Raw genomic sequence first — 24,859 nt, 5'->3', positions numbered from 1 at the left:
CTTTTCGACGTGGACGAACGCAGGAGCGGACCATGAACGTGTTGACCCCGGCAGGCGGCGACAGCGTGGCGGCCCGTGGCTGGCCGGGCGTCCTCGACGCCCTGCTGACCGGCCGGGACCTGAGCGCCGACGACACCGCCTGGGCCATGGACCGGATCATGCGCGGAGAGGCCACCGACGCCCAGATCGCGGGCTTCGTGGTGGCGCTCCGGGCCAAGGGGGAGACGGTCGCGGAGATCATCGGCATGGTGCGCGCCATGTACGGACACGCCAACCTGATCGAGGTGCCGGGCCGGACGGTGGACATCGTCGGCACGGGCGGCGACGGGGCCAAGACGGTGAACATCTCGACGATGTCGGCAGTCGTGGTGGCCGGCACGGGCGCCAAGGTCGTCAAGCACGGCAACCGGGCCGCGTCCTCCGCCAGCGGGGCCTCGGACGTCCTGGAGAAGCTCGGCGTCAACCTGGACCTCACCCCCGCCCGGGTGGCCGAGGTCGCGGAGGAGGCGGGCATCACCTTCTGCTTCGCGGTGAAGTTCCACCCGGCGCTGCGGCACGTGGCCGCGGCCCGCAAGGAGCTGGGGATCCGGACCACCTTCAACTTCCTCGGCCCCCTGACGAACCCGGCCCGGGTACGGGCCCAGGCGACGGGCGTGGCCGACGCCCGGATCGCGCCGATCATGGCGGGGGTGCTCGCCGAGCGCGGCTCCTCGGCCCTGGTGTTCCGGGGCGACGACGGCCTCGACGAGCTGACCACGACCGCGACCTCGCGGGTGTGGTGGGTCCGGGACGGACGGGTGGACGAGCAGTCCTTCGACCCCCGAGACGTCGGCATCCCGCTGGTCGACGTGTCGGAGCTGCGCGGCGCGGACGCCTCGTACAACGCGGACGTCGCCCGCCGGCTGCTGGCCGGGGAGACCGGCCCGGTCCGTGACGCGGTCCTGCTGAACTCGGCGGCGGCCCTGGTCGCCCTCGACCCGGGCACCGGCACCCTGGAGGAGCAGATCCGGGCGGGCATCGCCCGGGCGGCGGAGGCGATCGACTCGGGTGCGGCCCGCGCGGCGCTGGACCGGTGGGTGGCGGCGAGCAACGCCTGAACCACAGATCGTTTCCGGCCAAGGCCCCGGTCCGCCATACGGACCGGGGTCTTGCATCGTGGTGATCGTGTGGCAAGATGCTGACCAGGTCACGAGTGACAGCGTTTAGGCCCCGGCTTGCTGTCCGGCAACCCTCCTTCCGTGGCGGGGTGCCCCGGGTGATGACCAGGTCGTAGGCAGCGAGGTCTACGGCAAGCGCGGATCCCTCGACACCAGGGGTCCTGGTCTCTCGAGGAGCGTTTTCCGTGAGCAAGCGAATGCGATAGGGCGAATCCGCCCCTTCTTCAACCCTCGGAAACAGGGTCACTTCCGTGTACCCCCGTCCAGTCCGAGGACCTTCCCGTACCCCGGTCGGCGCACCGCCGCACCCGCGTACGGGCACACCGAAGCCATTCACCCCTGCCTGCCGGGAGATACCGCCATGTCCGCATCCCTGAACGCCGCCACCACCTCCGCCGCTGCCTCCGCCTCCGCCACCTCCTCCGACGCGGCCACTGCCGAGGGCCCCGCCTGCGTCGAGCCGCTTGCGGTGCTCGGCCGGGACGTCACCGTCCCCCTCGTGACCGGTGGCGAGGTCACCTACGCGGCCCTCGACTACGCGGCGAGCGCCCCCGCCCTCCAGCGGGTGTGGGACGACGTGGCCGCGTACGCCCCGTACTACGGCAGCGTGCACCGCGGCGCCGGCTACCTCTCGCAGCTCTCCACCGACCTCTTCGAGCAGAGCCGGGCCACGGTCGCCGAGTTCCTCGACTGCCGCCCCGGCGACCAGGTCGTCTTCACCCGGTCCACCACCGACTCCCTCAACCTCCTCGCCTCCGTCCTCCCGGCCGGATGCCAGGTCTTCGTCTTCGAGACCGAGCACCACGCCTCGCTGCTGCCGTGGACGCACGCGCAGGTCACCTACCTCAACGCCCCGCGCACCCCGGACGAGGCCGTCGCCACCCTGGAGCGGGCCCTGGCCGACCGCGACCCCTACGGCCCCGCCCTGGTCTGCGTCACCGGCGCGTCCAACGTGACCGGTGAGCTGTGGCCGGTGAAGGAGCTGGCCGCCGCCGCGCACGCCCACGGCGCGCGGATCGTGCTGGACGCCGCCCAGCTGGTCCCGCACCTCTCCGTCTCCGTGCGGGAGCTGGACGTCGACTGGATCGCCTTCTCCGGGCACAAGCTCTACGCCCCCTTCGGCTCGGGCGTCCTCGCCGGCCGCGCGGACTGGCTTCAGGAGGGCGAGCCGTACCTCGCGGGCGGCGGCGCCTCCCGCAAGGTCGCCCGGCGCGAGGACGGCGGCGTGGACGTGGACTGGCACACCACGGCGGCCCGCCACGAGGCCGGTTCCCCCAACGTCATCGGCGTCTACTCCATCGCCTCCGCCTGCAAGGCCCTGGCCGAGGAGGGCTTCGACCGCCTCGTCGCCCGCGAACGCCACCTCATCGCGAAGGTCCGCGAGGGCCTGGCCGAGGTCCCGGAGGTCCGCGTCCTGTCGCTCTTCGGGGACGACGCCCCGCGGGTCGGCGTCATCTCCTTCGTGGTGGACGGCTGGAACAGCTCGCACTTCGCGGCAGCGCTGTCCGCGGAGTACGGCATCGGGGTGCGCGACGGCCTGTTCTGCGCCCACCCGCTGGTCCGCACGCTGCTGGGCAGCGAGCCGCAGGCCCAGGGCGAGTGCGGTGCGCCGGAGGCGGCGCCGGGGGAGCGCTCGCTGAACGCGATCCGCGTCAGCTTCGGCGCGGGCACCCCGGACGAGCACGTCGAGCGGTTCGTCCGCGCGGTGAAGGAGCTCGTCGCCGACGGCGCGAAGTGGCAGTACCGCACCGAAGAGGGCCGCTGCGTCCCGGCCGTGTGACTCCGTCGGGCGGCGGTTCGGGGCTCGGCGGCTTCGGCTGCGCCGGTTCCCGTGCGGGGCTCGGCGGGTTCGGCTGCGCCGGGCCGGGGCCGGGCTTCGCCCGAGGCTTCCCGGGGCTCCGCCCCGGACCCCGCGCCTCAAGTCCCGGCGGGGCTTGATGTGCCTGGTCGGGGGGTGGGGCGGTGCCCCACCGGAGGACCTCCTCGGCTCGCGCACCCAGCCCTTTTCGACGCCCTCGGCCCGGGTTGCGCGCTCGTCCTGCGGGGGCCCTCCGCCGTGTCCCCACCCCACAGTCCGGCTTGGGGAAGTAGGCCCCGGGTGTCCAGGCGGCAGAGAATGCTCGCGTCGGTTCGTGGAGCCGTGCAGGGGTGTCCCCGCAGGACGAGCGCGCAACCCGGGCTCAGATGTTCGGGACGGGGCTCAGTGCGCGAGCCGAGGAGACACTCCGGAGGGGCGCCGCGAACCGACCCACGCGGGCAGGCCAGGCGGAACAAGCCCCCTGGGGTGAGCCCGCACGGACAACGCAGAGGCCGCAGCCCAGCCGCCCCGCGCCGGGCAACGCCACGGCAGGGCCGGGATCAAGCCCCGCCCGGGGCCCCTCCCAGCGGTAGCCGGGGGAGTTGGAGCCCCGGAAAGCCCCGGGCGTAGCCCGGGTCCAGCCCGGCGCAGCCGGGGGTCGGCCGCCACGGCCAGGGACCGTCGAAGCCCAGTGCTAAGCGTCCAGGCCGATGGCGAACGCCGCTTCCAGGTCGTGCTGGGAGTAGGTGCGGAACGCCACGTGGGTGTCCGTCGCCTCGACGCCCGGGATCTTGCTGATCCGGCCCGGGATGATGTCCGCCAGGTTCTCGTGGCGGGCCACGCGGACCAGCGCGATGAGGTCGTACGTACCCGTGACGGAGTAGACCTCGCTGACGCTGTCCAGCGCGGCGATGGCCTCGGCGATCTCGGGGATGCGGTCCACGCTGGTCTTGATGAGCACGATCGCGGTGATCACGGCTGGCTGTCTCCCTCGGTGGCCGTCGCTGGTCGCCTCACTCTAGTCGTACGCCGATACCGGACCCAGGCGTAGACGAACCCGAGGGAGAAGCCCACCAGATGGGCCAGATAGGCGACCCCGGGACCGCTCTCCGCGCGGTGCGCCGCCACCCACTGCAGGGCGAACCAGAACAGCAGCACGATCCACGCCGGGAACCGCAGCGGCAGGAAGAAGAGGAAGGGGAACAGGCTCGTCACCCTGGCCCGCGGGAGGAGGCACAGGAACGCGCCCAGCACCGCCGAGATCGCCCCGGAGGCCCCGACCAGCGTCTGCGCGGACCCGGCGTTCGCCGCCGCGTACGCCGCCAGCGCCAGGTAGCCCGTACAGACGTAGAAGACGAGGAACGCCGGGCGGCCCATCCGCTCCTCCGCCATCGCGCCGAAGACGTAGAGGAAGAGCATGTTCCCGAGCAGGTGCAGCCAGCTGCCGTGGACGAACAGTGCGGTCAGTGGTGTCAGCCAGGCCCGCGGGGTGCCCGTGAAGAGCTCGTCCGGGATCACGCCCCAGCGCTGGAAGTACGCCGTCCCCGCGGACAGCAGCCGCTCGCCCGTCCCGTAGGCCGGGTTCAGCCCCGAGGCGGGGCTGAGGAGGAACACCACACAGCAGCCGGCGATCAGCGCGTGGGTGACCACGGATCCCCGGGCAGCCTCGCGGACGGCCCGCCACCTTACGATCATGCGACCGAGCATGACTCAAGCGGGCCCACCTGAAGCGGTGGCAGGCCGTAGGGTTACGAGCTGCGGTCCGTGGGGCGACGCGTACGGCTCTGCGGACGGCTTTAATTGAAACAGCTACGAAGGAGAGAGCGGCCCGATGACGGTTCCCCTGCCGACCGACACCACCCGGTGGCGCTGCACCCTGTGCGGCAACCTCACGCGTTTCGACGTCACCCGTTCGTCGAAGGTCGTGGAGTACGTCCACCTGGACCTCGCCGGGGAGCCCAAGGTCGAGGAGCGCGAGGTGGTCAATGAGACCATCGAGTCGGTCCGCTGCCGCTGGTGCAACGCGGTGGACCAGATCGAGCTCGTGGACAGGCCGGGCGCGGACTCCTGACGGAGGACCGCGTCCACAGGTAGATCACGGTAGGGGTGACGGATTGTGGAGCCAGCAAGCGGCGCTGAGCCGGCCGACGCGGCCGGCGACGCCGCCGAGGTGCTCGACCGCCCGCTGCCGGAAGGCGTGCGGCGCCGGGTCGTCGCGCTCGTCTCGGACGCCTTCGGCGGACTGACGGTCGCGGACCTCCCGGCGCAGCTGCGCCAGTACGCCCGGTTCACCCCGACCCGGCGCGCCAAGTTCGCGGGCAACGCCATGGCCGCGGCGGTCGAGACCGACCCCGTGTTCCGCAGCCGGGTCGCCGAGAAGTTGCGCGAGGCGCAGGTGGACCTCGCCGGTGCGGTGGAGTCCGGCGCGCCGCCCGCCGCCGCGGACCCGCTGGACGTGGCGGCCGCCGCGTACGTCCTGCGGCCGGTCGGCTGGGTCAAGCTGGTGGCCGCCGCGGGCGAGGAGGCGCAGCGCGCCGACGCCGAGCGGGTCGGCGAGGAGACCCGGCGCGAGCTGGAGCGGCTCCGCGAGGAGCTGGCCCAGGTACGGGAGCTGCAGCGCACGGGCGGCGAACAGGTGCGGGCCGAGCTGGACGCGGCCCGCAAGGAAGCCGAATCGCTTCAGCGCAAGCTGCGCAGCGCCCTGAGCGACGTGAAGCGCGGCGAGGCGGCCCTGCGCAAGCTGAACGCCGAGGTCGACGGGATCCGCGGCGAGGCGGCGACCCGGGTGACCGCTGCCGAGAGCGAGGCCCGGCGGGTCAAGTCGCGGCTGGCGGAGGTGGAGTCGGCGCTGGAGACCTCGCGCCGGGCCACCCGCGAGGGGCGCAGCATCGAGGACATGCGGCTGAGGCTGCTGCTCGACACCGTGCTGGACGCGGCGCAGGGCCTGCGCCGGGAGCTGGCGCTGCCGCCGGTCTCGACGCGTCCGGCCGACACGGTGGAAGCGGTGGAGCCGGGCCGGATGACGCCGAAGGACATCGCGGCCCGCGCCCTGTCGGAGACCGATCCGGCCTTGCTGGACCAGCTGTTGGCCCTGCCCCAGGCACATCTGGTGGTCGACGGCTACAACGTGACCAAGACCGGTTATCCGACGATGCCGCTGGAGAAACAGCGGCTGCGGCTGCTGGGCGGGCTGTCGATGCTGGCCGCGCAGACGGGCGCGGAGATGACCTGTGTCTTCGACGGGGCGGAACTCGCGGCCCCGGTGCTGCTCGCGCCGCCGCGCGGGGTGCGGGTGCTGTTCTCCAAGGCCGGGGTGACGGCGGACGAGCTGATCCGTCAGCTGGTGCGGGCGGAGCCGCCCGGCAGGCCGGTGGTCGTGGTCTCCACGGACCGGGAGGTCGCCGACGGGGTGGCCAAGGCCGGGGCGCGGCCGGTGGCGTCCGCCTTGTTGCTGAAGCGGCTTTCGCGCGTTTCGTAACTCCTGGCCCGAATGCCGGAATTGGCGGGCTAAGTGGAGGACATACCGTCAAGTGGTCGGTACGGAGCGTGGGCTGTAGGTAAAGAAGCTGGTAGGAGGGCGAGTTTTTTGCCGCGAGGATTTGAACTGATCACAGCGGGGTCACTAGGGTCTGTTCAAACCTTCGTGCGGTAGATCACTCATTCGGGGTGGCGGCGGGGTTGCTGCCGAGTTGCGTCCTTCGGCGGCCTAGGAAGAAGGAGCTCGCCTTCGTGGCGTCCCACCGTCGACCCAAGCAGCCGAACCGCACCCGTGTGACCGTCCTGACCGCCACGGCGGCCGCGGCCGTCGCCCTCTCCGCCCACGGCGCCTCCGCCGCCCCGGCGAAGCCGGGCAAGGACGAGGTCAAGGCCCAGGTCGACGCCCTCTACGAAGAGGCGGAACAGGCCACCGAGAAGTTCAACGGTGCCAAGGAACGCCAGGAGAAGCTGGAGAAGGAGATAGCGCAGCTCCAGGACCAGGTCGCGCGCGGCCAGGGTGACCTCAACGAGCTGCGCAACGGCCTCGGTTCGATGGCCAGCGCCCAGTACCGCAACGGCGGCATCGACCAGTCCCTCGCGCTCTTCCTCTCCGCCGACCCCGACAGCTACCTCGACAAGGCCTCCACGCTGGAGCACCTGAGCGGCAAGCAGGTCGAGACGGTCCGGAAGATCCAGGGCAAGCAGCGCAGCCTCGCGCAGCAGCGCCAGGAGGCCACCGGCAAGCTCGCCGACCTCGACGCCACCCGCAAGGAGCTCGGCGAGAAGAAGAAGGTCTCGCAGGACAAGCTCGCCGAGGCCCAGGCCCTGCTCAACACCCTGACCGCGCAGGAGCGCGCCGCGCTCAAGGAGGAGGAGACGCGGGCCAGCCGCGCCGCCGGGGAGCGCGTCGACCTCGGAAACGTGAAGGCGTCCGGCCGGGCCGGGGCCGCTCTCGAAGCCGCGAAGACCAAGCTGGGCTCCGCGTACGTCATGGGCGCCACCGGCCCCAGCGCCTACGACTGCTCCGGGCTCACCCAGTGGGCCTACAAGCAGGCCGGCGTCAAGATCACCCGCACGACGTACACCCAGGCCGAAGAGGGCCGCCGCGTCAGCCGCAGCGAACTGCAGCCCGGTGACCTCGTGTTCTTCTACGGGGACCTGCACCACGTCGGGCTGTACGCGGGCAACAACATGACGCTGCACGCCTCGAACCCGCGCGGCGGCGTCAAGTACGAGTCGATGGACAACATGCCGTTCCAGTTCGGCGTCCGCATCTGATCCCTCCCGCCCTCCCGGGACGCGCCGTACACCGCCCATCCGGGCGAATTACAAGGCCGCGACTCGACCGCACGCCCCGCCGGTGACCTGCGTCTCCGGCGGGGCGTCACTGTGTGTGCCCGTCGGAGGTCGTTGGCCGGTGCGTGGCGGTGCCGTTACTGTCTGCCAGCGCGGAACCCGGCACACGGCCGTCCACGGGGGGCGGACCCGGGCCCCGCTCAGCGGAAGGGAGCGGTTTCACGTGGCGTCCCATCGCCGGCCCGGCCTCAGCGGCCTCGACCGGAACACGAAGGTCACCGTCCTCACCGCCGCGGCGGCCGGCGCCGCCGTCGCCATGGCGGGCGTTCCCGCCCACGCGGCCCCCGGTCTGCCGTACGAGCCCCCGTCCGGGACCCGGGCCCAGGTCGACCGGCTCTTCGAGGAGGCCGAACAGGCCACCGAACGCTTCAACGAGGCGGGCGAGAAGGCCGACCGGCTGCGCACCGAGGTCAGCCGGGCCCAGGACGCGGTCGCCCGCGGCCAGGACCGCATCAACACCATGCGGGGCGTCCTCGGCACCTTCGCCGGAGCCCAGTACCGCAGCGGCGGCATCGACCCCACCGTCGGGCTGATGCTCTCCGAGAACCCCGACGACTACCTGGAGCGGGCCGCCGTCCTGGACCGGCTCACCGGCCGCCAGGCCCGGCAGCTGGACGAACTCCGCGAGGAGCAGCGCAGCCTCGGCCAGGAACGCCGTGAGGCCTCCCGCAAGCTCGCCGAACTCGACGCGCTGCGCGCCGACGTGGCCCGGCACAAGCGCTCCGTCACGGCGAAGCTCGCGGCCGCCCGGCGGCTGCTCAACGCCATGCCGTCCGAGGAGCGCGCCGACTTCGAGCGGGCCTCCCGCTCCGGGGGCCGCGACGGCGGGCTGCCCGACCTGCCCGGCCCGGACGCGTCGGGGCCGGCCTCGGGACGGGCCTCGGCCGCGGTGTCGGCGGCCCGGGCGGCGGTCGGCAAGCCGTACGTGTGGGGCTCCACCGGCCCCTCCGGCTTCGACTGCTCCGGGCTGATGGTGTGGTCGTACCGGCAGGCGGGCGTCTCCCTGCCGCGCACCTCCCAGGCCCAGCGGCACGCGGGGCGCCAGGTCCCGCTGTCCCAGGCGCGGCCGGGCGACCTGGTCACCTACCGCTCGGACGCCAGCCACGTCGGCATGTACGTGGGCAACGGCCAGGTGGTGCACGCCCCGTACCCGGGGGCCCGGGTGCGGTACGACCCGGTCGGGATGATGCCGGTGTCCGCGGTCACCCGGCCCTGATCCGGTGGCGGCCCGGCCCGTGCGTACGATCGGCTGATGCTCCCGGGTCCTCGTCCGCTGCGCGTGCTGCCGCTCCTGCTGTGCCTCCTGCTGTCCCTCCTGGCCGGGTGCGGCGGGCGGCCCGCGGCCGACGCCGCCGAGCGGGAGGTCCGCGCGGCCGTGGCGTCCTGGTCCCGGTCGGTGCCCGCGCAGCTCGCGCAGATCCCGCTGGAGGACTGGGCCTACGAGGTCACCTCGGTCCGGCGGGACGGCGTACGGGCCCACGTACGGGCGCAGCTGAGCTACCGGCTGGCCGGGTACGACCAGGCCCCCGGCGGCTCCGAGCGCGCACTCGAACTGGACCGGGACGGCGGCAGCTGGCTGGTCCGGTCCGACCGCCCCGCCCCCGGGGCGCTGCCGCAGCTGTGGGACCAGGGCCCGGTGTCGGTGGTCCGGGGCGCGCACGCACTGGTGCTGGGCTCCGCCGACGGGCCGACGCTCACCGCGGTCGCCGCGGAGGCCGACCGGGCGGTGCCCGAGGCGAGCGGGGCGTGGCCGCGGCCGTGGGCGGGGCGGGTGGTGGTGCTGGTCCCCGGCTCCCTGGACGGCATGGCGCAGCTGCTGGGACGGCCCGCCGACACCTACCGGGGGCTGGGCGCGGTCACCACCGGCCGGGTGGACGGGGGCAGCGGCCCCGCCGACCGGGTGGTGATCAACCCGGAGGGGTACGCGGGGCTGAGCGAGGCGGGCCGCGGCATCGTCCTGGTCCACGAGGTCACCCACGTGGCCACCCGGGCCGCGACCACCGCCACGACCCCGCAGTGGCTCTCCGAGGGCTTCGCGGACTGGGCCGCCTACCGCGGCAGCTCCAGCACCCCGCAGCAGGCCGCCCCGGCGCTGACCCGGGCCGTGCGCCGGGGCGAGCTGCCCGCGGAGCTGCCCCCGGCGCAGGCCTTCGCCTTCGGCGCCGAGCCGGAGGCGGTGGCCCGGGCGTACGAGGGGGCCTGGCTGGCCTGCCGGCTGATCGCGGGGCGGTGGGGCGAGGCGGCCCTGGTGGACCTGTACGAACGGGCGGGCCGCGCACCGTGGCCCACCGCCCTGGACGAGGCCCTGGGCGCGGACCCGGCCGAGCTGACCCGGGCCTGGCAGGAGGCCCTGCGCACCGAGCTCGGCTCCTAGGCCGTCTCTTTCGGCTCTTGCCGGACCTGACCGGCAAGATCCGAAAGAGCCGACCTAGGGCCGGCGGCTGCGGCCTGTGCCTGGAGCCGGTGGCTGCGGCCGGTGCCTGGGGAGTGGCCCGGCCGTTCCGGTACTGTCGGCAGGCGATGCACAAGACGCTGATCGTGACCAACGACTTCCCGCCGCGACCGGGCGGCATCCAGGCCTTCCTGCACAACATGGCGCTGCGGCTGGATCCCGACCGGATCGTGGTCTACGCCTCCACCTGGAAGCACAGTGCCGAGGGCCGCGAGGCCACCGCGGCCTTCGATGCGGAACAGCCGTTCCAGGTGGTGCGCGACCGTACGACGATGCTGCTGCCGACGCCGCGGGTGACGCGGCGGGCGGTGGGTCTGCTGCGCGAACACGGCTGCGAGTCCGTGTGGTTCGGGGCCGCGGCCCCGCTCGGGCTGATGGGCCCTGCGCTGCGCCGGGCGGGCGCCCGGCGGATCGTGGCGACCACGCACGGCCACGAGGCGGGCTGGGCCCAGCTGCCGGCCGCGCGCCAGTTGCTGCGGCGGATCGGCGAGGGCACGGACACGCTGACCTACCTGGGCGAGTACACCCGTTCGCGGATCGCCTCCGCGGTGACGGACCGGGCGGCGGCGCGGATGACGCAACTCCCGCCCGGGGTCGACGAGAAGACCTTCCACCCGGGCTCGGGCGGGGCGCAGGTCCGGGCGCGGCTCGGGCTGACGGACCGCCCCGTCGTGGTGTGCGTCTCGCGGCTGGTGCCGCGCAAGGGGCAGGACACGCTGATCGAGGCCATGCCGAGGATCCTGGCGGCGGTGCCCGACGCGGTGCTGCTGATCGTGGGCGGCGGGCCGTACGAGGCGGATCTGCGGGCCCTCGCGACGGCCACCGGGGTGGCCGGCTCGGTGGTCTTCACCGGGGCCGTCCCGTGGTCGGAACTGCCCGCGCACTACGGTGCGGGGGACGTCTTCGCGATGCCCTGCCGGACCCGGCGGGGCGGGCTGGACGTGGAGGGCCTCGGGATCGTCTACCTGGAGGCCTCGGCGACGGGCCTGCCGGTGGTCGCGGGCGATTCCGGCGGGGCGCCGGACGCGGTGCTGGACGGCGAGACGGGCTGGGTGGTGCGCGGCGGCGCCCCGGACGACGCGGCGGACCGGATCGTCGCACTGCTGCTGGACCCGGCCCTGCGGGAGCGGATGGGCGCCGCCGGGCGCGCGTGGGTCGAGGAGAAGTGGCGCTGGGACCTCCTGGCCGAGCGCCTGCGGGCCCTGCTCTGACCTGCGCGCCCGCGCGGCCATGGGGCGATGGGAGGCCATGTGCCGCCCTTCCGGCGTCCGAGGAGCGGGCAGGGGGCGGAGCCGGCGGAGCCCCGGTCGGTGAGCCGGACCCGCGTACGCGGAGCGGCCTGGCCCAGGGGCGGCGGAGCCCCGGCTCCTGGCGGAGCCCCGGCGCGCCCGGCGGAGCCATGGCTGACTGTGCCTCAGATGTCTGGCAGTGCAGCGTATGGGTGGAGGGCCGGATTCCGCCCATGATGCGGCCATGACACCACATCTGACGCGCCGTCACCTCCTGGGACTCGGCGCCCTCCAGACCGCGGCAGCGCTCGGCTTCACCCGGATCGGGGCGGCCTCCGCCGCGGCCGTGGAGCCCGCCGCCGCGCAGTACGCCCCCGCGATCGTCGTCGGCTCCGGCTACGGCAGCGCCGTCGCCGCCCTGCGCCTGGGGCAGGCGGGCGTGCGCACCGTCGTCCTCGAAATGGGCCGGCTCTGGGACACCCCCGGACCCGACGGCAAGGTCTTCCCCTCCACCTCCGCGCCCGACCACCGCTCCATGTGGTTCCGCACCCGCACCGAGGCCCCGCTCGCCCAGTTCCTCTGGCTCGACGTGGTCAACCGGAACATCAGCCCGTACCCCGGCGTCCTCGACCGCGTGAACTACGGCGACATGTCCGTGTACGTGGGGCGCGGCGTCGGCGGCGGCTCGCTCGTCAACGGCGGCATGGCGCCCACGCCCCGGCGCTCCTACTTCTCCGAGGTGCTGCCCCTGGTCGACGCCGACGAGATGTACGGCACCTACTACCCGCGCGCCCGCGCCATGCTGGGCGTCAACGACATCGACCCGGCCTGGTTCGAGTCCACGCCCTGGTACCGCTTCGCCCGGGTCTCCCGCAAACACGCCCACAACACCGGCCTGAAGACCGTCTTCGTCCCCAACGTCTACGACTTCGCGTACATGAAGCGCGAGGCGGCCGGCACCGCGGCCAGGTCGGCGCTCGCGGGAGAGGTGATCTACGGCAACAACCACGGGAAGAAGAGCGTCGACAAGACCTACCTGGCGGCCGCCCTCGGCACCGGCAACGTCACCATCGAGACCATGCAGCGCGTGGTCGGCGTACGCCAGGACCCGGCAGGGGGGTACGTGCTGACGGTGCGCACCAGCGACCTCTCCGGGCGGGTCACCCAGGAGCGCGAACTCGGCTGCAGGCAGCTCTTCCTGGGGGCGGGCAGCCTGGGCACGACCGAGATCCTGCTGCGGGCCCGCGAGAGGGGGACGCTGCCCGCGCTCAGCGAGAAGGTCGGGCTGGGCTGGGGGCCCAACGGGAACGTGATGACCGCACGGGCCAACCACCTCTGGGACACGGTCGGCGCCGACCAGGCGACCATGCCGGCCCTGGGCATCGACGACTGGGACAACGCCGCGAACCCGGTCTTCGCCGAGATAGCCCCGCTCCCCATGGGGCTGGAGCACTGGATCTCGATGTACCTGGCCATCACCAAGAACCCGGAACGCGGGCACTTCAGCTACGACGCCGCCACCGACTCCGCCCGCCTCAACTGGCGGCGGGACCAGAACACCCCGGCGGTGAACGCGGCCAGGAACCTCTTCGACCGCATCAACCGGCGGAACTTCACGATCTACCGGTACGACCTGTTCGGCGACAACCGGCCCTTCGCCGACAACTTCACCTACCACCCGCTCGGCGGCTGCGTCCTCGGCGAGGCAACCGACGCGTACGGCCGGGCCAAGGGCTACCAGGGGCTGTACGTGGTCGACGGCTCGCTGGTCCCCGGTTCGCTCGGCGTGAACCCGTTCGTGACGATCACGGCCCTCGCCGAGCGGAACCTGGCGCGGATCCTCGCCGAGGACCCGCGCTAGTGCGCCTCCTGCGGCCTCAGCCGCGGTAGAGCGCTTCGATCTCGTCCGCGTAGTCCTTCGCCACCACGTTGCGCTTCAGCTTCAGCGACGGGGTGATGTGCCCCGACTCCTCCGTGAACTGGGAGGGAAGAATGCGGAATTTCCGCACCGATTCCGCCTTGGAGACCGCCGCGTTGCCGTCGTCGACGGCCTTCTGCACCGCGGCGATCAGCTCCGCGTCCTCGCGCAGCTCGGCCGCCGTGACCCCGGCCGGCTTGCCGTGGTCCGCGGCCCACCGGCCGAGGAACTCCTCGTCGATGGTGACCAGCGCGGCCACGAACGGCCGTCCGTCGCCCACCACCATGCACTCCGCCACCAGCGCGTGCGCCCGGATCCGGTCCTCGATCACGGCGGGCGCGACGTTCTTGCCGCCCGCCGTGACGATCAGTTCCTTCTTGCGCCCGGTGATCGTGAGGTAGCCGTCCTCGTCGAGGGTGCCGACGTCGCCGGTGTGGAACCAGCCGTCGGTCAGCGCCTCCGCGGTGGCGCTCTCGTTCTTCCAGTACCCGGTGAAGATCTGCTCGCCGTGCAGCAGCACCTCGCCGTCGTCCGCGATGCGCACCACGGAGCCCGGCATCGGCTGGCCGACCGTGCCGATCTTCTGCTTGTCCCACGGGTTGAAGGTGGTCGCCGCGCAGGACTCGGTCAGGCCGTAGCCCTCCAGCACCGTGAAGCCGATGCCGCGGAAGAAGTGGCCGAGCCGCTCGCCCAGCGGGGCGCCGCCGGAGATCGCGTACTCGCCGCGCCCGCCGAGGACGGCGTGCAGCTTGCTGTAGACCAGCTTCGTGAAGAGCTTGTGCTTGAGCTTGAGCCCGAAGGACGGGCCGCGCGGGGTGTCCAGCGCGCGGCTGTACGCGATCGCCGTCTCGGCCGCCGCGTCGAAGATCTTGCCCTTGCCGTCGGCCTGCGCCTTGGCGCGCGCCGAGTTGTAGACCTTCTCGAAGACCCGGGGGACGCCGAGGATCAGGGTGGGGCGGAAGGACTGCAGTTCCTCGGTGAGGTTCTTGATGTCCGGTACGCAGCCCAGGCGGATCGGCGCCAGGACGGCCGCGACCTCCACCAGGCGCCCGAAGACGTGCGCGGCGGGCAGGAAGAGGAGCACCGAGCACTCGCCGGTCTTGAACAGCGGCTTCAGGCGCTCGACCGCGTTGCCGCACTCGGCGAAGAAGTTGCGGTGGCTCAGCACGCAGCCCTTGGGGCGGCCGGTGGTGCCGGAGGTGTAGACGATGGTGGCCGGGTCGTCGGCGCCCGCGAGGCTGCTGCGCTCGTCGAGCTCGGCGTCGGTGATCCCGGCGCCCGCGGCCTTGAGCGTCTCGATCTCGCCGCGCTCGATCTCCCAGACCTCGCGCAGCTCCGGCAGGCGGTCGCGCAGGCCTTCCACGACCTCGCCGTGCCCGGGGCTCTCGACGACCGCGGCGACGGAGCCGGAGTCACCGAGGATCCACTGGATCTGCTCGGGGGAGCTGGTCTCGTACACGGGAACGGTCACGCCGCCCGCGCTCCAGATCGCGAAGTCGATCATCACCCACTCGTAGCGGGTGCGGGAGATCAGGGCGACCCGGTCGCCGGGGCGGACACCGGCCGCCATCAGGCCCTTGGCCGTGGCCCGGACCTCGGCGAGGAACTCGGTCGCGGTGACGTCCTGCCATCTGCCGTCGACCTTGCGGGCCATGACGGCTGTGTCGGGATGCTGAGCGGCGTTGCGGCGGATGAGATCCGTCAGGTTCCCGTCCGACGGGACCTCGTACAGGGCCGGAAGGCTGAACTCGCGCAAGACTGCTGCTCCTCTGGGCGCCATCGCCACCGTGTGGACCGACCGGACGTTACCCACCGGTAGTGGGTTCCCGATAGAGGGAACCGGCCAGATGTTCCGTGCGTCACATGACGCGGCACTATCGTGCCGAGACTAGTCGACCCGTTCCGGGACTCGGAAGTAACCGCAGGTCCGGACGGTACGGGGACCCGCCCTACCCGCCGGGCCCAGGCGCCCCTAGGGTGTCGTCATGGGTGGCAGGAAGAGGCGCACGCGAGTTCACGTCGTCAGCGACGTCCACGGCAACACCGAGGCGCTCGCACGCGCCGGGGAGGGCGCCGACGCCCTCATCTGCCTCGGTGACCTGGTGCTCTTCCTGGACTACGCCGACCATTCGCGCGGGATCTTCCCCGACCTGTTCGGCGTCGAGAACGCCGACCGGATCGTCGAGCTGCGCACCGAGCGCCGCTTCGAGGAGGCCCGCACCTTCGGGCGGGAGCTGTGGGCCGGGCTGGACCGGGAGCAGCTGATCGAGGGCGCGGTGCGCCGCCAGTACGCCGAGATGTTTGCCGCCTTCCCCACTCCTACGTACGCCACCTACGGCAATGTCGACATCCCGAAGCTGTGGCCGGAATACGCCTCACGCCCCGGCATCTCCGTCCTCGACGGGCAGCGGGCCGAGATCGGCGGCCTCGTCTTCGGCTTCGTCGGCGGCGGACTGCCCTCGCCGACGCGCACCCCCTACGAGGTGGACGTCGAGGAGTACGCCGCCAAGGTCGAGGCCCTCGGCGAGGTGGACGTGCTCTGCTCGCACATCCCGCCGGAGGTCCCGGAGCTCTGCTACGACACCGTCGCCCGCCGTTTCGAACGGGGCAGCGAGGCCCTGCTGGCGGCCATCCACCGCACCCGCCCCCGCTACGCGCTCTTCGGGCACGTGCACCAGCCGCTCGCGCAGCGGATGCGGATCGCGGGCACGGAGTGCGTGAACGTCGGGCACTTCGCGGCGACCGGAAGGCCCTGGGCCCTGGAGTGGTGACCACTGCACGCGCGGTAGCCTTCACGCGGCGGTCCTTGGCCGCACACTTCCCCGAATTCCCCCAGCTGCCGCTGGGAGGTACCCCCGGCCCGGAGGAGCGACCGCGATGGCGGAACACACCAGCTCAAGCATCACGATCGAGGCCGCGCCGGCCGCTGTGATGGCAGTGATCGCCGACTTCGCCCGCTACCCCGAGTGGACCGGCGAGGTGAAGGAGGCCGAGGTGCTGGCCACCGACGCCGAGGGCCGCGCCGAGAAGGTCCGGCTGCTGCTCGACGCGGGCGCGATCAAGGACGACCACACCCTCGCCTACAGCTGGAAGGGCGCGGACGAGGTCAGCTGGACCCTGGACAAGTCGCAGATGCTGCGCCAGCTCGACGGCTCGTACCGCCTCGCCCCGCTCGACGGCGGCAAGCGCACCGAGGTCACCTACCAGCTGACCGTGGACGTCAAGATCCCCATGCTCGGCATGATCAAGCGCAAGGCCGAGAAGGTCATCATCGACCGCGCCCTGGCGGGCCTGAAGAAGCGCGTGGAATCGACCGTCTGATCCCGGTCCCGGCCCGGACCGGGCTGCCGCCCCGGTGCCGGTCCTGGTACCGGTCCCGATCCCGAGTCCCGATCCGGAGCACGCGCACCCCATGCAGACCCTGCTGATCACCGGCCCCGGCGGGGCCGGGCGGACCACCGTGGCCGCGGCCACCGCCCTCGCCGCCGCACGGGACGGGCAGCGGGTGCTGCTGCTGTCCGGCGACCCCGGCGATCCGCTGGCCGCCCTCGTCGGCGAGCCGGTGGGGGAGTCCGCCGAGGCCGCGCCCGGACTGCGGGCCGCAGAGGTGGCCGGTGGCTTCCGGGTGGCCCGGATCGACCCCGGCGAAGGGTTCCGCGAGGAGTTCGCCGCCCTCCAGGAGCGCGGCTCCGCCCTCCTCGGGATGCTCGGGGCCCGGCCGCTGGGGGCCGAGGAGCTCACCGAACTGCCCGGCGCCGAGCAGTTCGCCCTGCTGCGCGCCCTGCGGCGGGCCGCCACCGCGCCCGGCACCGACCTGGTCGTCGTCGACATGCCCCCGCTCCACCAGGCCGTCGCCACCCTCGCCCTGCCCGCCCAGCTGCGCCGCTACCTCGCCCGGCTGCTGCCCGCCGAACGGCAGGCCGCCCGCGCCCTGAGGCCCGTACTGGCGCAGCTGGCCGGGGTGCCCATGCCCGCGCAGTGGCTCTACGAGGCCGCCGCCCGCTGGGACGAGGAGCTCGCCGCGGTCCAGGCCGTCATCGAGGCCGGCACCACCCGGGTCCGGCTGGTCGCCGAGCCCGGACCGGCCGCCCACGCCGCCCTGCGCGCCGGGGTGACCGGGCTGGCCCTGCACGAGCTGGGCATCGCGGACCTGGTCGCCAACCGGCTCGTGCCGCAGGACCGCACCGACCCCTGGGTGATCTCGGTCGGCGCCCAGCAGCTCGCCTTCCTGAAGGACTGGGGCCAGGACCTCACCGCCCTGGAGCTCCCGCACCTCGGGCGCGACCCGCAGGGCCCCGCCGACCTGGCCGAGCTGACCGGCCTCGCCGCGGGCGGCTCCCTCACCCCGGGCCGCCCCGGCAGCCACCGCCGCTGGCCCGTCGAGGACCGGCTCGACGAGGACGGCGTGCTCGTCTGGGCCGTCAGCCTGCCGCACGCCCGCAAGAGCGACCTCGACCTGATCCGCCGAGGCGACGAGCTGCTGCTGACGGCGGGCCCGTACCGCAGGATCGTTTTGCTGCCCTCGGCGCTGCGTCGCTGCACGGTCTCCGGGGCCGCCCTGGCCGACGGCGTGCTCCGGATCCGCTTCACCCCGGACCCGGGCCTGTGGCCCCGTACGTCATGAACGCCGTACCGCCGTTCGGGTACCGTCGAAGGTAGTCCGTACGCACGCTCCGCACCCGCCGCAGGAGAGTCCGCCATGAGCGAGGCCACCGACCGACCCACCGACGACGACGCCTGGGCCAGGGCCTGCGCCGAGGACCTCGCCGCCGAGAAGGAGCGCCTGCGCGGACAGGGCGGTGAGCGGCCCACCGGGACCGCCGCCGAGGAACTGTTCAAGCTGTTCGAAGCCGTCGCCGACAAGGTCGCCGGGCTGAACAACCCGCTCATGGGCGCCGCCGCCCAGGGCGCGGTACGGCAGTTCGTCAACCAGGCGAAGACCGCGGCCAAGCCCGTCGTCGAACGCAACCCCGAGGTCTTCGACCACCTCGCGGCCGCCGGCTCCGAGCTGCTCGCCGCCTACCGTTCGGCCGTCGAGGGCCACGAGCGCCGCTGGACGAGCGACACCCCGCCCGCGCAGCGCCGCCCGGACCGGCAGCCCCCGGAGCGCGACCCCCGCGACGAGGGCCCGGACGACGGCCCGGCCGAGCGGATCGATCTCGACTGAACCCCCGTCCCCCTCGGGTACCGTTGGCCGTGGCGGGGTTTGACCGGAAACCGAGGGACTAATGGGACTCACCATCGGCGTCGACATCGGCGGCACGAAGATCGCGGCCGGCGTGGTCGACGAAGAGGGCACCATCCTTGAGACGTACAAGGTGCCCACCCCGCCGACCGCGGACGGAGTGACGGACGCGATCTGCGCCGCCGTCTCCGAAGTCAGCAGCAACCACACCATCGACGCCGTCGGCATCGGCGCCGCCGGATACGTGGACGACAAGCGCGCGACCGTACTCTTCGCGCCGAACATCAACTGGCGCCACGAGCCGCTCAAGGACAAGGTCGAGCAGCGCATCGGCCTGCCGGTCGTCGTCGAGAACGACGCGAACTGCGCGGCCTGGGGCGAGTACCGCTTCGGCGCCGGCCAGGGCCACGAGGACGTCATCTGCATCACCCTCGGCACCGGCCTGGGCGGCGGCATCATCATCGGCAACAAGCTGCGCCGCGGCCGCTTCGGTGTCGCCGCCGAGTTCGGCCACATCCGGGTCGTCCCCGACGGCCTGCTGTGCGGCTGCGGGAGCCAGGGCTGCTGGGAGCAGTACGCCTCCGGCCGGGCGCTCGTCCGGTACGCGAAGCAGCGCGCCAATGCCACCCCGGAGAACGCGCAGATCCTGCTGTCCCTCGGCGACGGCACCCCCGAGGGCATCGAGGGCAAGCACATCAGCCAGGCCGCCCGGCAGGGCGACCTGGTGGCCGTCGACTCCTTCCGCGAGCTGGCCCGCTGGGCCGGCGCGGGCCTGGCCGACCTGGCCTCGCTCTTCGACCCGTCGGCGTTCATCGTCGGCGGCGGTGTCTCCGACGAGGGCGACCTCGTCCTGGACCCGATCCGCAAGTCGTTCAAGCGCTGGCTGATCGGCGGCGCCTGGCGTCCGCACGCGCAGGTGCTCGCCGCCCAGCTCGGCGGCAAGGCCGGGCTCGTGGGCGCGGCGGACCTGGCCCGTCAGGGCTGACCCCGCCTCTTGCTCGTCAGCTGCCCGCCGCGGCCCCTTGGGGAGCGGCGGGCAGCTGCGTATGTTGCGGGCATGGACCCGCTGTTGCCTTCGCAGTTGCCCTCGCAGTTGCCTGTGCCGCCGACGTCCCGGACGGAACCGGACGGCTCCGCCGTGATCCGCGTGCTCAGCTACAACATCCGCTCGCTGCACGACGACGAGGACGCCCTGGCCCGGGTGATCCGGGCCTGCGCGCCGGACCTGGTGTGCGTACAGGAGGCGCCCCGGTTCTTCCGGTGGCGCAAGCACGCGGCGCGGCTCGCCAAGAAGAGCGGGCTGGTGGTGCTCGGCGGGGGTGCGACGGCGGCCGGGCCGCTGCTGCTGTGCTCGCTGCGGGCCTCCGTGGAGCGGACCGAGGACGTCCTGCTGCCGTTGACCCCGGGGCTGCACCGGCGGGGCTTCGCGACCGCGGTGGTCCGTTTCGGGGCGGTCCGCGTCGGTGTGGTCAGCGCCCACCTGTCGCTCCAGCGCGCGGAGCGCCGGGCCCAGGCCGGGATGCTGCTGGAGCGCCTGGCCGCGCTGGAGGTCCCGTACGCGGTGGCGGCGGGCGATCTGAACGAGGGCCCGGACGGCCCGGCCTTCGCCCTGCTGGCCGCGGAGCTCCAGGACTGCCGGGAGGCGGCCCCGTGGGGCGGCGGGCCGACCTTCCCCGTGGGGGCGGCCGACCGGCGCATCGACGCGGTGTTCGCGAGCGCGGGCGTGGAGGTGCTGGCCTGCGGGGTCCCGGCGGGACTGCCGGGGGTCACGGCCGCGGACCTGCGGGCGGCCACGGACCACCTGCCGGTCCTGGCGACCCTCCGCCTCCCGGCCACGCGGTAGCCCCGGGGCCGACCCGTCCCGGGGGCGGTCCGGCCCCCGGGGCCCGTGGATCAGACGACCGCGCCGCGGCCCGGGTCGTCGTCGTCCTCGTCGTCGTGCTCCATGCGGCCCACCAGCGTCGCGAAGCCGCCGAGGAAGCCGCCGATGCCCAGCGTCGTGAGCCACCAGGTCATGTCCCACTGGAGGAGCACCGCCACCAGCAGCAGCACCGGCCCGCCGACCACGGCCAGCCATGCGAACTTGGCCGTCACGTCCGCGGGCGGGAGCTCGGGCTCCGGCGGGATGAAGTGACCCTCCTCGTCCGGAGTCAGGTCGTCTTCCTTCGGCTCCGCGAGGGAGTGGTCCCGGGGACCGGCGCCGCCGACCCCCGGCGCGAAGACCACCGAGCTGCCCAGCGCCACCGGAGGCACGGACTCCGGACCCGGTCCGGAGGCCGCCTCCGGCCCCGCTCCCGCGTCCTTGCCCGGCTTCTGCGCGGACTCCGGCTCCTCCTCGGACTCCGGCTTCGGCTCCGCCTTCGGCCGGCCGTCCTTCGCATCGTCCTTCGGCTCCGCGGGCAACGGCTTGACGTCTTCCTCCGGCAGCAGAAGGTTCTCGATCGGCCTGAACGGCCGCGCCCCGGGCGGGTCCGGCGGTTCCTGTCCGTACCCGGCGACGATCGCCGCCCAAGCGGCTTCCTCGTCGAGCGGCGGCACCCCGCCCGACTGTTCCTCGTGCTCAGCCACCGGCCTGCGCCCCCTCCCTGCCCACGCTCTCCGCCAGTCGGCCGACGAACGCATAGCTGTCCGCGAAGATCCGCTCCGCGTCATGGTCCAACGTCGCGACGTGGTAGCTCTGTTCCAACAGGGTCTCGGTGACGTCCGTCGAGGAGACCCGGGCGAGGATCCGCGCCGAGTCGACGGGCGGCACGACGTGGTCCTGGGGGCTGTGCAGCAGCAGCACCGGCTGCGTGACCTGCGGCAGCTCGGCGTCCACCAGCTGGAAGAACTTGCGCAGCGAGTGCGCGGCCCGGGTGGGGACGCGGTCGTACCCGACCTCCTCCGACCCCGGCTTCGCGATGTCGCTGGCGATGCCCGGGGTGGACCGGACGAAGTGCTTGACCACCGGAAGGGCGACGGCCAGCGGGTCGTGCACCTTGTTGGCCGGGTTGACGAGGACCAGGCCGCTGATCGCGTCCCCGTGCTTGGCCGCCAGCCGCAGGGACAGCGCGCCGCCCATGGACAGTCCGAAGACGAACACCTGCTCACACCGGTCGAGCAGCTCCCGCAGCGCGCGGTCCACCTCGGCGTACCAGTCCTGCCAGCCCGTGAGCTGCATGTCCTGCCAGCGCGTCCCGTGCCCGGGCAGCAGGGGCAGCGACACCGTCAGTCCCCGCTCGGCCAGGTACTCGGCCCAGGGACGCATCGACTGCGGGGAACCGGTGAAGCCGTGGCAGAGGAGGACGCCGACCTCTCCGCCCTCGTGGCGGAACGGCTCGGCTCCAGGGAGGACGGGCACCAGGATCTCCTTGGTCATGAGGGTTGGTGGGTGCGTTGCTCTGTGTGACTTCACCGTACGCGACCGGGATGGCACCGACCAGGGTCGTCGGGCCGCTGCACGGGGAGCCACGGGTTAAGGTCTTTTTCGACAGACACAGGAAGGCTTACGAGTTGATCTACGGCGCAATGAAGTTCTCCATCGGCGGTTCCCTGAAGCTCGCCTTCAGGCCGTGGGTGGAGGGCCTCGAGAACATTCCCGCGGAGGGGCCGGCGATCCTCGCGAGCAACCACCTTTCCTTCTCCGACTCCTTCTTCCTGCCCGCGGTGCTCGACCGGAAGGTCACGTTCATCGCGAAAGCGGAGTACTTCACCTCCCCGGGCGTGAAGGGCAAGCTGACGGCCGCCTTCTTCAAGGGCGTCGGCCAGCTCCCGGTGGACCGCTCCGGTGCGCGCGGGGCCGGCGAGGCCGCGATCAAGAGCGGCATCGAGGTCATCGAACGCGGGGAGCTGTTCGGTATTTACCCCGAGGGGACGCGTTCACCCGACGGTCGCCTCTACCGGGGCAAGCCCGGCGGCCTGGCCCGGGTGGCGCTGGCCACCGGCGCGCCCGTGATCCCCGTGGCGATGATCGACACGGAGAAGATCCAGCCGCCCGGCAAGGTGGTCCCCAAGCTGATGCGTCCGGGCATCCGGATCGGCAAGCCGCTGGACTTCAGCCGCTACCAGGGCATGGACGGCGACCGCTTCATCCTCCGCTCGGTGACCGACGAGGTCATGTACGAGATCATGAAGCTGTCCGGCCAGGAGTACGTCGACATCTACGCGACGGCCGCCAAGCGCCAGATCGCCGATGCCGAGAAGGCGGCGAAGAACGAGAAGGCAGAGAAGGCCGCGAAGGCCGACCGGGCGGACGACAGCGCAAAGTAGCGCGGGCGGTACCGCCCGCGGGGGGTGGGGGAGATGGCGAAGCGCGAGCGCGTCGTACGGATGTCGGTGGAGCAGCCGCTGTGGCGGGCCCTGACGTTCTACCGGCTGCTCACCATGGTCTACGCGGTCCTGCTGTTCCTCTCCGCGTACAAGGAGTTCGACCGGCCCGGGATCGCGGCCGGCTACCTCGCCGTCCTCGTCGTCTGGACGCTGGCCACCTTCCCGAAGGTGGCCGGCGCCGCCAGCTGCACCAGGCGCTTCCTCGGCGCGGACCTGACCGTGGCCCTCGTCGGGATCCTGCTCACCCCGGTCGCCGACACCACCGAGCGGATCACCGGGGGCGGTCCCACCCTGCCCTCCATCTGGAGCGCCGGCGCCGTCCTCGCCTTCGCGATCAAGGGCGGCTGGCGCTGGGCCTGCTTCGCCTCCACCTTCGTGGCGGTCGCCAACATCGTCATCCACGGCGGCGAACCCACCCGGGACACCCTGCACAACGTCCTGCTGGTCTGGGTCGCCTCCGTCGCCATCGGCTACGTCGTCGAGGTCGCCCGGGCCAGTGAGGCGACCCTCGCCCGCGCCCTGGAGATCGAGGCGGCCACCCGCGAACGGGAGCGCCTGGCCCGCGACATCCACGACGGGGTCCTCCAGGTCCTCGCCATGGTCCAGCGGCGCGGTACGGACCTGGGCGGCGAGGCCGCCGAGCTGGGCCGGATGGCGGGGGAGCAGGAGGTCGCGCTGCGCACCCTGGTCTCCAGCGGGCTGGTGCAGCCCTCCCGGATCTCCCGCGACGGGTCGCAGGGCGCGCTCGTGGACGCGTACGAGGTGGAGGAACCCGGCGCCGACGAGGGCGAGCTGGACCTGCGGACGCTGCTCGCCCCGCACGCCGGGTCCAGGATCAGCTTCGCCGAACCGGGCACCCCGGTGCCGCTGCCGGTGCCCGCGGCACGGGAGCTGGCCGCGGCGGTCGGCGCCGCCCTCGACAACGTGCGCAAGCACGCGGGGGAGGGGGCCAGGGCCTGGATCCTGGTCGAGGACTGGGGCGACGAGGTGATCGTGACCGTCCGCGACGACGGCCCGGGCATCCCCGCCGGCCGGCTCGACCAGGCGGAGGGCGAGGGCCGGATGGGGGTGGCCCTGTCCATCCGCGGCCGGCTGCGCGATCTGGGCGGCAGCGCCGAGCTGCTGTCCGTCCCCGGGCAGGGCACCGAAGTGGAACTGAAAGTACCCAGGGCGAGGACGGACAAGCGATGAGTGGACGGACCGAGTTGAACCAGACGGACGCGCTGCACGAGATCAAGGTCATGGTGGTCGACGACCACCCGATGTGGCGGGACGCGGTCGCCCGCGACCTGGCCGCGGCGGGCTTCGACGTGGTCGCCACGGCCGGGGACGGTCCCGAGGCGGTGCGCCGGGCCCCGGCGGCCTCCCCCCACGTCCTGGTCCTGGACCTCAACCTGCCCGGCATGCCCGGGGTCCAGGTCTGCAAGGAACTGGTCGGCGCCCACCCGGCGCTGAGGGTCCTCGTCCTGTCGGCCAGCGGGGAGCACGCGGACGTCCTGGAGGCGGTGAAGTCCGGTGCGACCGGCTACCTGCTGAAGTCCGCCGGCGCGCAGGAGCTCATCGACGCGGTCCGCCGCACGGCCGCCGGGGACCCGGTCTTCACCCCGGGCCTGGCCGGTCTGGTGCTCGGTGAGTACCGCCGCCTGGCCACCGACCCGGCGCCGGCCGCCTCCGACGAGCCGAAGGCGCCGCAGCTGACGGACCGCGAGACCGAGGTGCTGCGGCTGGTGGCCAAGGGGCTCTCGTACAAGCAGATCGCGGAGCGGCTCGTGATCTCCCACCGGACGGTGCAGAACCACGTCCAGAACACCCTGGGCAAGCTCCAGTTGCACAACCGGGTGGAGCTCGTCCGCTATGCGATAGAACGGGGCCTCGACGACGCGTAGGCGCGGTCGTACGTCGTACTTACGTCCTCATACGAGTGAACGAGCGTACGCAACGCCCCGTAATTCCACCGGAATTGCACCCCTCAGGCCCCT

Annotated in this window: 23 protein-coding genes and 1 riboswitch; of the genes, 18 read left to right on the top strand and 5 right to left on the bottom strand. The window is 73.0% G+C overall.

The genetic code is table 11. The features are described from left to right. The first annotated feature begins 32 nt into the window (after positions 1 to 32). Together trpD and IO30_RS0131145 are read left to right on the top strand one after the other, a co-directional pair. On the top strand, positions 33 to 1,097 hold the full coding sequence (gene trpD / locus IO30_RS0131150; RefSeq protein WP_031148526.1) for an anthranilate phosphoribosyltransferase: 1,065 nt from the start codon (positions 33 to 35) through the stop codon (positions 1,095 to 1,097). An 87-nt stretch (positions 1,098 to 1,184) separates the two neighbouring features. After that, positions 1,185 to 1,301, top strand: a riboswitch (SAM riboswitch). 217 nt (positions 1,302 to 1,518) lie between these two features. Further along, positions 1,519 to 2,937 carry an aminotransferase class V-fold PLP-dependent enzyme gene (locus tag IO30_RS0131145; RefSeq protein ID WP_031148524.1) on the top strand — a complete coding sequence of 473 codons (1,419 nt, stop codon included), beginning with the start codon at positions 1,519 to 1,521 and terminating at the stop codon, positions 2,935 to 2,937. A gap of 712 nt (positions 2,938 to 3,649) precedes the next feature. On the opposite strand, the gene IO30_RS0131140 is transcribed toward IO30_RS0131145, so the two are convergent. Beyond that, entirely contained in the window at positions 3,650 to 3,931 is a 282-nt protein-coding gene (locus IO30_RS0131140; RefSeq protein WP_031148522.1) for an Lrp/AsnC ligand binding domain-containing protein, read from the bottom strand. Further along, on the bottom strand, positions 3,928 to 4,650 hold the full coding sequence (locus tag IO30_RS0131135; RefSeq protein WP_031148520.1) for a rhomboid family intramembrane serine protease: 723 nt from the start codon (positions 4,648 to 4,650) through the stop codon (positions 3,928 to 3,930). The genes IO30_RS0131140 and IO30_RS0131135 overlap by 4 nt, the downstream gene beginning before the upstream one ends. Positions 4,651 to 4,786: 136 nt before the next feature. Between IO30_RS0131135 and IO30_RS0131130 the strand changes: the two genes are divergently transcribed. The 7 genes from IO30_RS0131130 to IO30_RS0131100 all read left to right on the top strand — a co-directional run bounded on the left by IO30_RS0131130 (position 4,787) and on the right by IO30_RS0131100 (position 13,330). After that, entirely contained in the window at positions 4,787 to 5,026 is a 240-nt protein-coding gene (locus IO30_RS0131130; protein ID WP_008738811.1) for a hypothetical protein, read from the top strand. A gap of 42 nt (positions 5,027 to 5,068) precedes the next feature. Continuing rightward, positions 5,069 to 6,433, top strand: a complete 1,365-nt coding sequence (locus IO30_RS0131125; RefSeq protein WP_031148517.1) for an NYN domain-containing protein — start codon at positions 5,069 to 5,071, stop codon at positions 6,431 to 6,433. Between the two features lie 251 nt (positions 6,434 to 6,684). Then, positions 6,685 to 7,710: a C40 family peptidase gene (locus IO30_RS0131120; protein WP_031148515.1), complete on the top strand. Its 1,026-nt coding sequence runs from the start codon at positions 6,685 to 6,687 to the stop codon at positions 7,708 to 7,710. 241 nt (positions 7,711 to 7,951) lie between these two features. Next, a complete protein-coding gene (locus IO30_RS0131115) occupies positions 7,952 to 9,004 on the top strand; it encodes a C40 family peptidase (protein ID WP_031148513.1) in 1,053 nt (350 codons plus the stop codon). Positions 9,005 to 9,040: 36 nt separating this feature from the next. After that, entirely contained in the window at positions 9,041 to 10,162 is a 1,122-nt protein-coding gene (locus tag IO30_RS0131110; protein ID WP_051859732.1) for a hypothetical protein, read from the top strand. Positions 10,163 to 10,308: 146 nt separating this feature from the next. Then, a complete protein-coding gene (locus IO30_RS0131105) occupies positions 10,309 to 11,451 on the top strand; it encodes a glycosyltransferase family 4 protein (RefSeq protein WP_031148509.1) in 1,143 nt (380 codons plus the stop codon). Positions 11,452 to 11,713: 262 nt separating this feature from the next. Then, positions 11,714 to 13,330, top strand: coding sequence for a GMC oxidoreductase (locus IO30_RS0131100; RefSeq protein WP_031148507.1), 1,617 nt, complete (start codon positions 11,714 to 11,716; stop codon positions 13,328 to 13,330). A gap of 16 nt (positions 13,331 to 13,346) precedes the next feature. Here IO30_RS0131100 and IO30_RS0131095 read toward each other — a convergent pair whose 3' ends face one another. Continuing rightward, on the bottom strand, positions 13,347 to 15,143 hold the full coding sequence (locus IO30_RS0131095; protein WP_031148505.1) for an AMP-dependent synthetase/ligase: 1,797 nt from the start codon (positions 15,141 to 15,143) through the stop codon (positions 13,347 to 13,349). Positions 15,144 to 15,372: 229 nt separating this feature from the next. On the opposite strand from IO30_RS0131095, the gene IO30_RS0131090 reads away from it, so the two are divergent. The 6 genes from IO30_RS0131090 (at position 15,373) to IO30_RS0131065 (ending at position 20,415) form a co-directional block, all read left to right on the top strand. Further along, positions 15,373 to 16,158 (top strand): metallophosphoesterase family protein, encoded by a 786-nt coding sequence (locus IO30_RS0131090; RefSeq protein ID WP_031148503.1) that lies wholly within the window; start codon positions 15,373 to 15,375, stop codon positions 16,156 to 16,158. Between the two features lie 106 nt (positions 16,159 to 16,264). Further along, a complete protein-coding gene (locus IO30_RS0131085; protein ID WP_031148501.1) occupies positions 16,265 to 16,708 on the top strand; it encodes an SRPBCC family protein in 444 nt (147 codons plus the stop codon). A 91-nt stretch (positions 16,709 to 16,799) separates the two neighbouring features. After that, positions 16,800 to 18,011: an ArsA family ATPase gene (locus IO30_RS0131080; protein ID WP_031148499.1), complete on the top strand. Its 1,212-nt coding sequence runs from the start codon at positions 16,800 to 16,802 to the stop codon at positions 18,009 to 18,011. 75 nt (positions 18,012 to 18,086) lie between these two features. Beyond that, positions 18,087 to 18,554 (top strand): DUF5304 domain-containing protein, encoded by a 468-nt coding sequence (locus IO30_RS0131075; protein ID WP_031148497.1) that lies wholly within the window; start codon positions 18,087 to 18,089, stop codon positions 18,552 to 18,554. Positions 18,555 to 18,615: 61 nt separating this feature from the next. Next, the gene (locus IO30_RS0131070) at positions 18,616 to 19,557 is read left to right on the top strand and encodes an ROK family glucokinase (RefSeq protein ID WP_031148495.1); all 942 of its coding nucleotides are present in this window, start codon (positions 18,616 to 18,618) and stop codon (positions 19,555 to 19,557) included. 72 nt (positions 19,558 to 19,629) lie between these two features. Continuing rightward, complete coding sequence (locus tag IO30_RS0131065) at positions 19,630 to 20,415, top strand: endonuclease/exonuclease/phosphatase family protein (RefSeq protein ID WP_051859731.1); 786 nt, start codon at positions 19,630 to 19,632, stop codon at positions 20,413 to 20,415. A 50-nt stretch (positions 20,416 to 20,465) separates the two neighbouring features. On the opposite strand, the gene IO30_RS0131060 is transcribed toward IO30_RS0131065, so the two are convergent. Then, entirely contained in the window at positions 20,466 to 21,140 is a 675-nt protein-coding gene (locus tag IO30_RS0131060) for a hypothetical protein (RefSeq protein ID WP_031148491.1), read from the bottom strand. Further along, a complete protein-coding gene (locus tag IO30_RS0131055; protein WP_031148489.1) occupies positions 21,133 to 21,912 on the bottom strand; it encodes an alpha/beta hydrolase in 780 nt (259 codons plus the stop codon). The genes IO30_RS0131060 and IO30_RS0131055 overlap by 8 nt, the downstream gene beginning before the upstream one ends. Positions 21,913 to 22,079: 167 nt before the next feature. Between IO30_RS0131055 and IO30_RS0131050 the strand changes: the two genes are divergently transcribed. The 3 genes from IO30_RS0131050 to IO30_RS0131040 are packed head-to-tail and all read left to right on the top strand — an operon-like array spanning position 22,080 to position 24,766. Next, positions 22,080 to 22,820, top strand: a complete 741-nt coding sequence (locus tag IO30_RS0131050; RefSeq protein WP_031148488.1) for a lysophospholipid acyltransferase family protein — start codon at positions 22,080 to 22,082, stop codon at positions 22,818 to 22,820. A gap of 33 nt (positions 22,821 to 22,853) precedes the next feature. Further along, positions 22,854 to 24,071, top strand: coding sequence for a MacS family sensor histidine kinase (gene macS, locus IO30_RS0131045; protein WP_031148487.1), 1,218 nt, complete (start codon positions 22,854 to 22,856; stop codon positions 24,069 to 24,071). Next, positions 24,068 to 24,766 carry a response regulator gene (locus IO30_RS0131040; protein WP_051859730.1) on the top strand — a complete coding sequence of 233 codons (699 nt, stop codon included), beginning with the start codon at positions 24,068 to 24,070 and terminating at the stop codon, positions 24,764 to 24,766. The genes macS and IO30_RS0131040 overlap by 4 nt, the downstream gene beginning before the upstream one ends. Positions 24,767 to 24,859 lie beyond the last annotated feature (93 nt).

Origin of the sequence: Streptomyces xanthophaeus (assembly GCF_000725805.1) — a bacterium.
GTDB lineage: Bacteria > Actinomycetota > Actinomycetes > Streptomycetales > Streptomycetaceae > Streptomyces > Streptomyces xanthophaeus.
This window is presented reverse-complemented; position numbering and strand designations above follow the sequence as displayed.

Excerpts from the sequence above, each read along its gene's own strand:
- trpD (WP_031148526.1), top strand. The coding sequence starts at position 33 with ATGAACGTGTTGACCCCGGCAGGCGGCGACAGCGTGGCGGCCCGTGGC.
- IO30_RS0131145 (WP_031148524.1), top strand. The coding sequence starts at position 1,519 with ATGTCCGCATCCCTGAACGCCGCCACCACCTCCGCCGCTGCCTCCGCC.
- IO30_RS0131135 (WP_031148520.1), bottom strand. The coding sequence starts at position 4,650 with ATGATCGTAAGGTGGCGGGCCGTCCGCGAGGCTGCCCGGGGATCCGTG.
- IO30_RS0131130 (WP_008738811.1), top strand. The coding sequence starts at position 4,787 with ATGACGGTTCCCCTGCCGACCGACACCACCCGGTGGCGCTGCACCCTG.
- IO30_RS0131110 (WP_051859732.1), top strand. The coding sequence starts at position 9,041 with ATGCTCCCGGGTCCTCGTCCGCTGCGCGTGCTGCCGCTCCTGCTGTGC.
- IO30_RS0131105 (WP_031148509.1), top strand. The coding sequence starts at position 10,309 with ATGCACAAGACGCTGATCGTGACCAACGACTTCCCGCCGCGACCGGGC.
- IO30_RS0131100 (WP_031148507.1), top strand. The coding sequence starts at position 11,714 with ATGACACCACATCTGACGCGCCGTCACCTCCTGGGACTCGGCGCCCTC.
- IO30_RS0131090 (WP_031148503.1), top strand. The coding sequence starts at position 15,373 with ATGGGTGGCAGGAAGAGGCGCACGCGAGTTCACGTCGTCAGCGACGTC.
- IO30_RS0131085 (WP_031148501.1), top strand. The coding sequence starts at position 16,265 with ATGGCGGAACACACCAGCTCAAGCATCACGATCGAGGCCGCGCCGGCC.
- IO30_RS0131080 (WP_031148499.1), top strand. The coding sequence starts at position 16,800 with ATGCAGACCCTGCTGATCACCGGCCCCGGCGGGGCCGGGCGGACCACC.
- IO30_RS0131075 (WP_031148497.1), top strand. The coding sequence starts at position 18,087 with ATGAGCGAGGCCACCGACCGACCCACCGACGACGACGCCTGGGCCAGG.
- IO30_RS0131070 (WP_031148495.1), top strand. The coding sequence starts at position 18,616 with ATGGGACTCACCATCGGCGTCGACATCGGCGGCACGAAGATCGCGGCC.
- IO30_RS0131065 (WP_051859731.1), top strand. The coding sequence starts at position 19,630 with ATGGACCCGCTGTTGCCTTCGCAGTTGCCCTCGCAGTTGCCTGTGCCG.
- IO30_RS0131050 (WP_031148488.1), top strand. The coding sequence starts at position 22,080 with ATGAAGTTCTCCATCGGCGGTTCCCTGAAGCTCGCCTTCAGGCCGTGG.
- macS (WP_031148487.1), top strand. The coding sequence starts at position 22,854 with ATGGCGAAGCGCGAGCGCGTCGTACGGATGTCGGTGGAGCAGCCGCTG.
- IO30_RS0131040 (WP_051859730.1), top strand. The coding sequence starts at position 24,068 with ATGAGTGGACGGACCGAGTTGAACCAGACGGACGCGCTGCACGAGATC.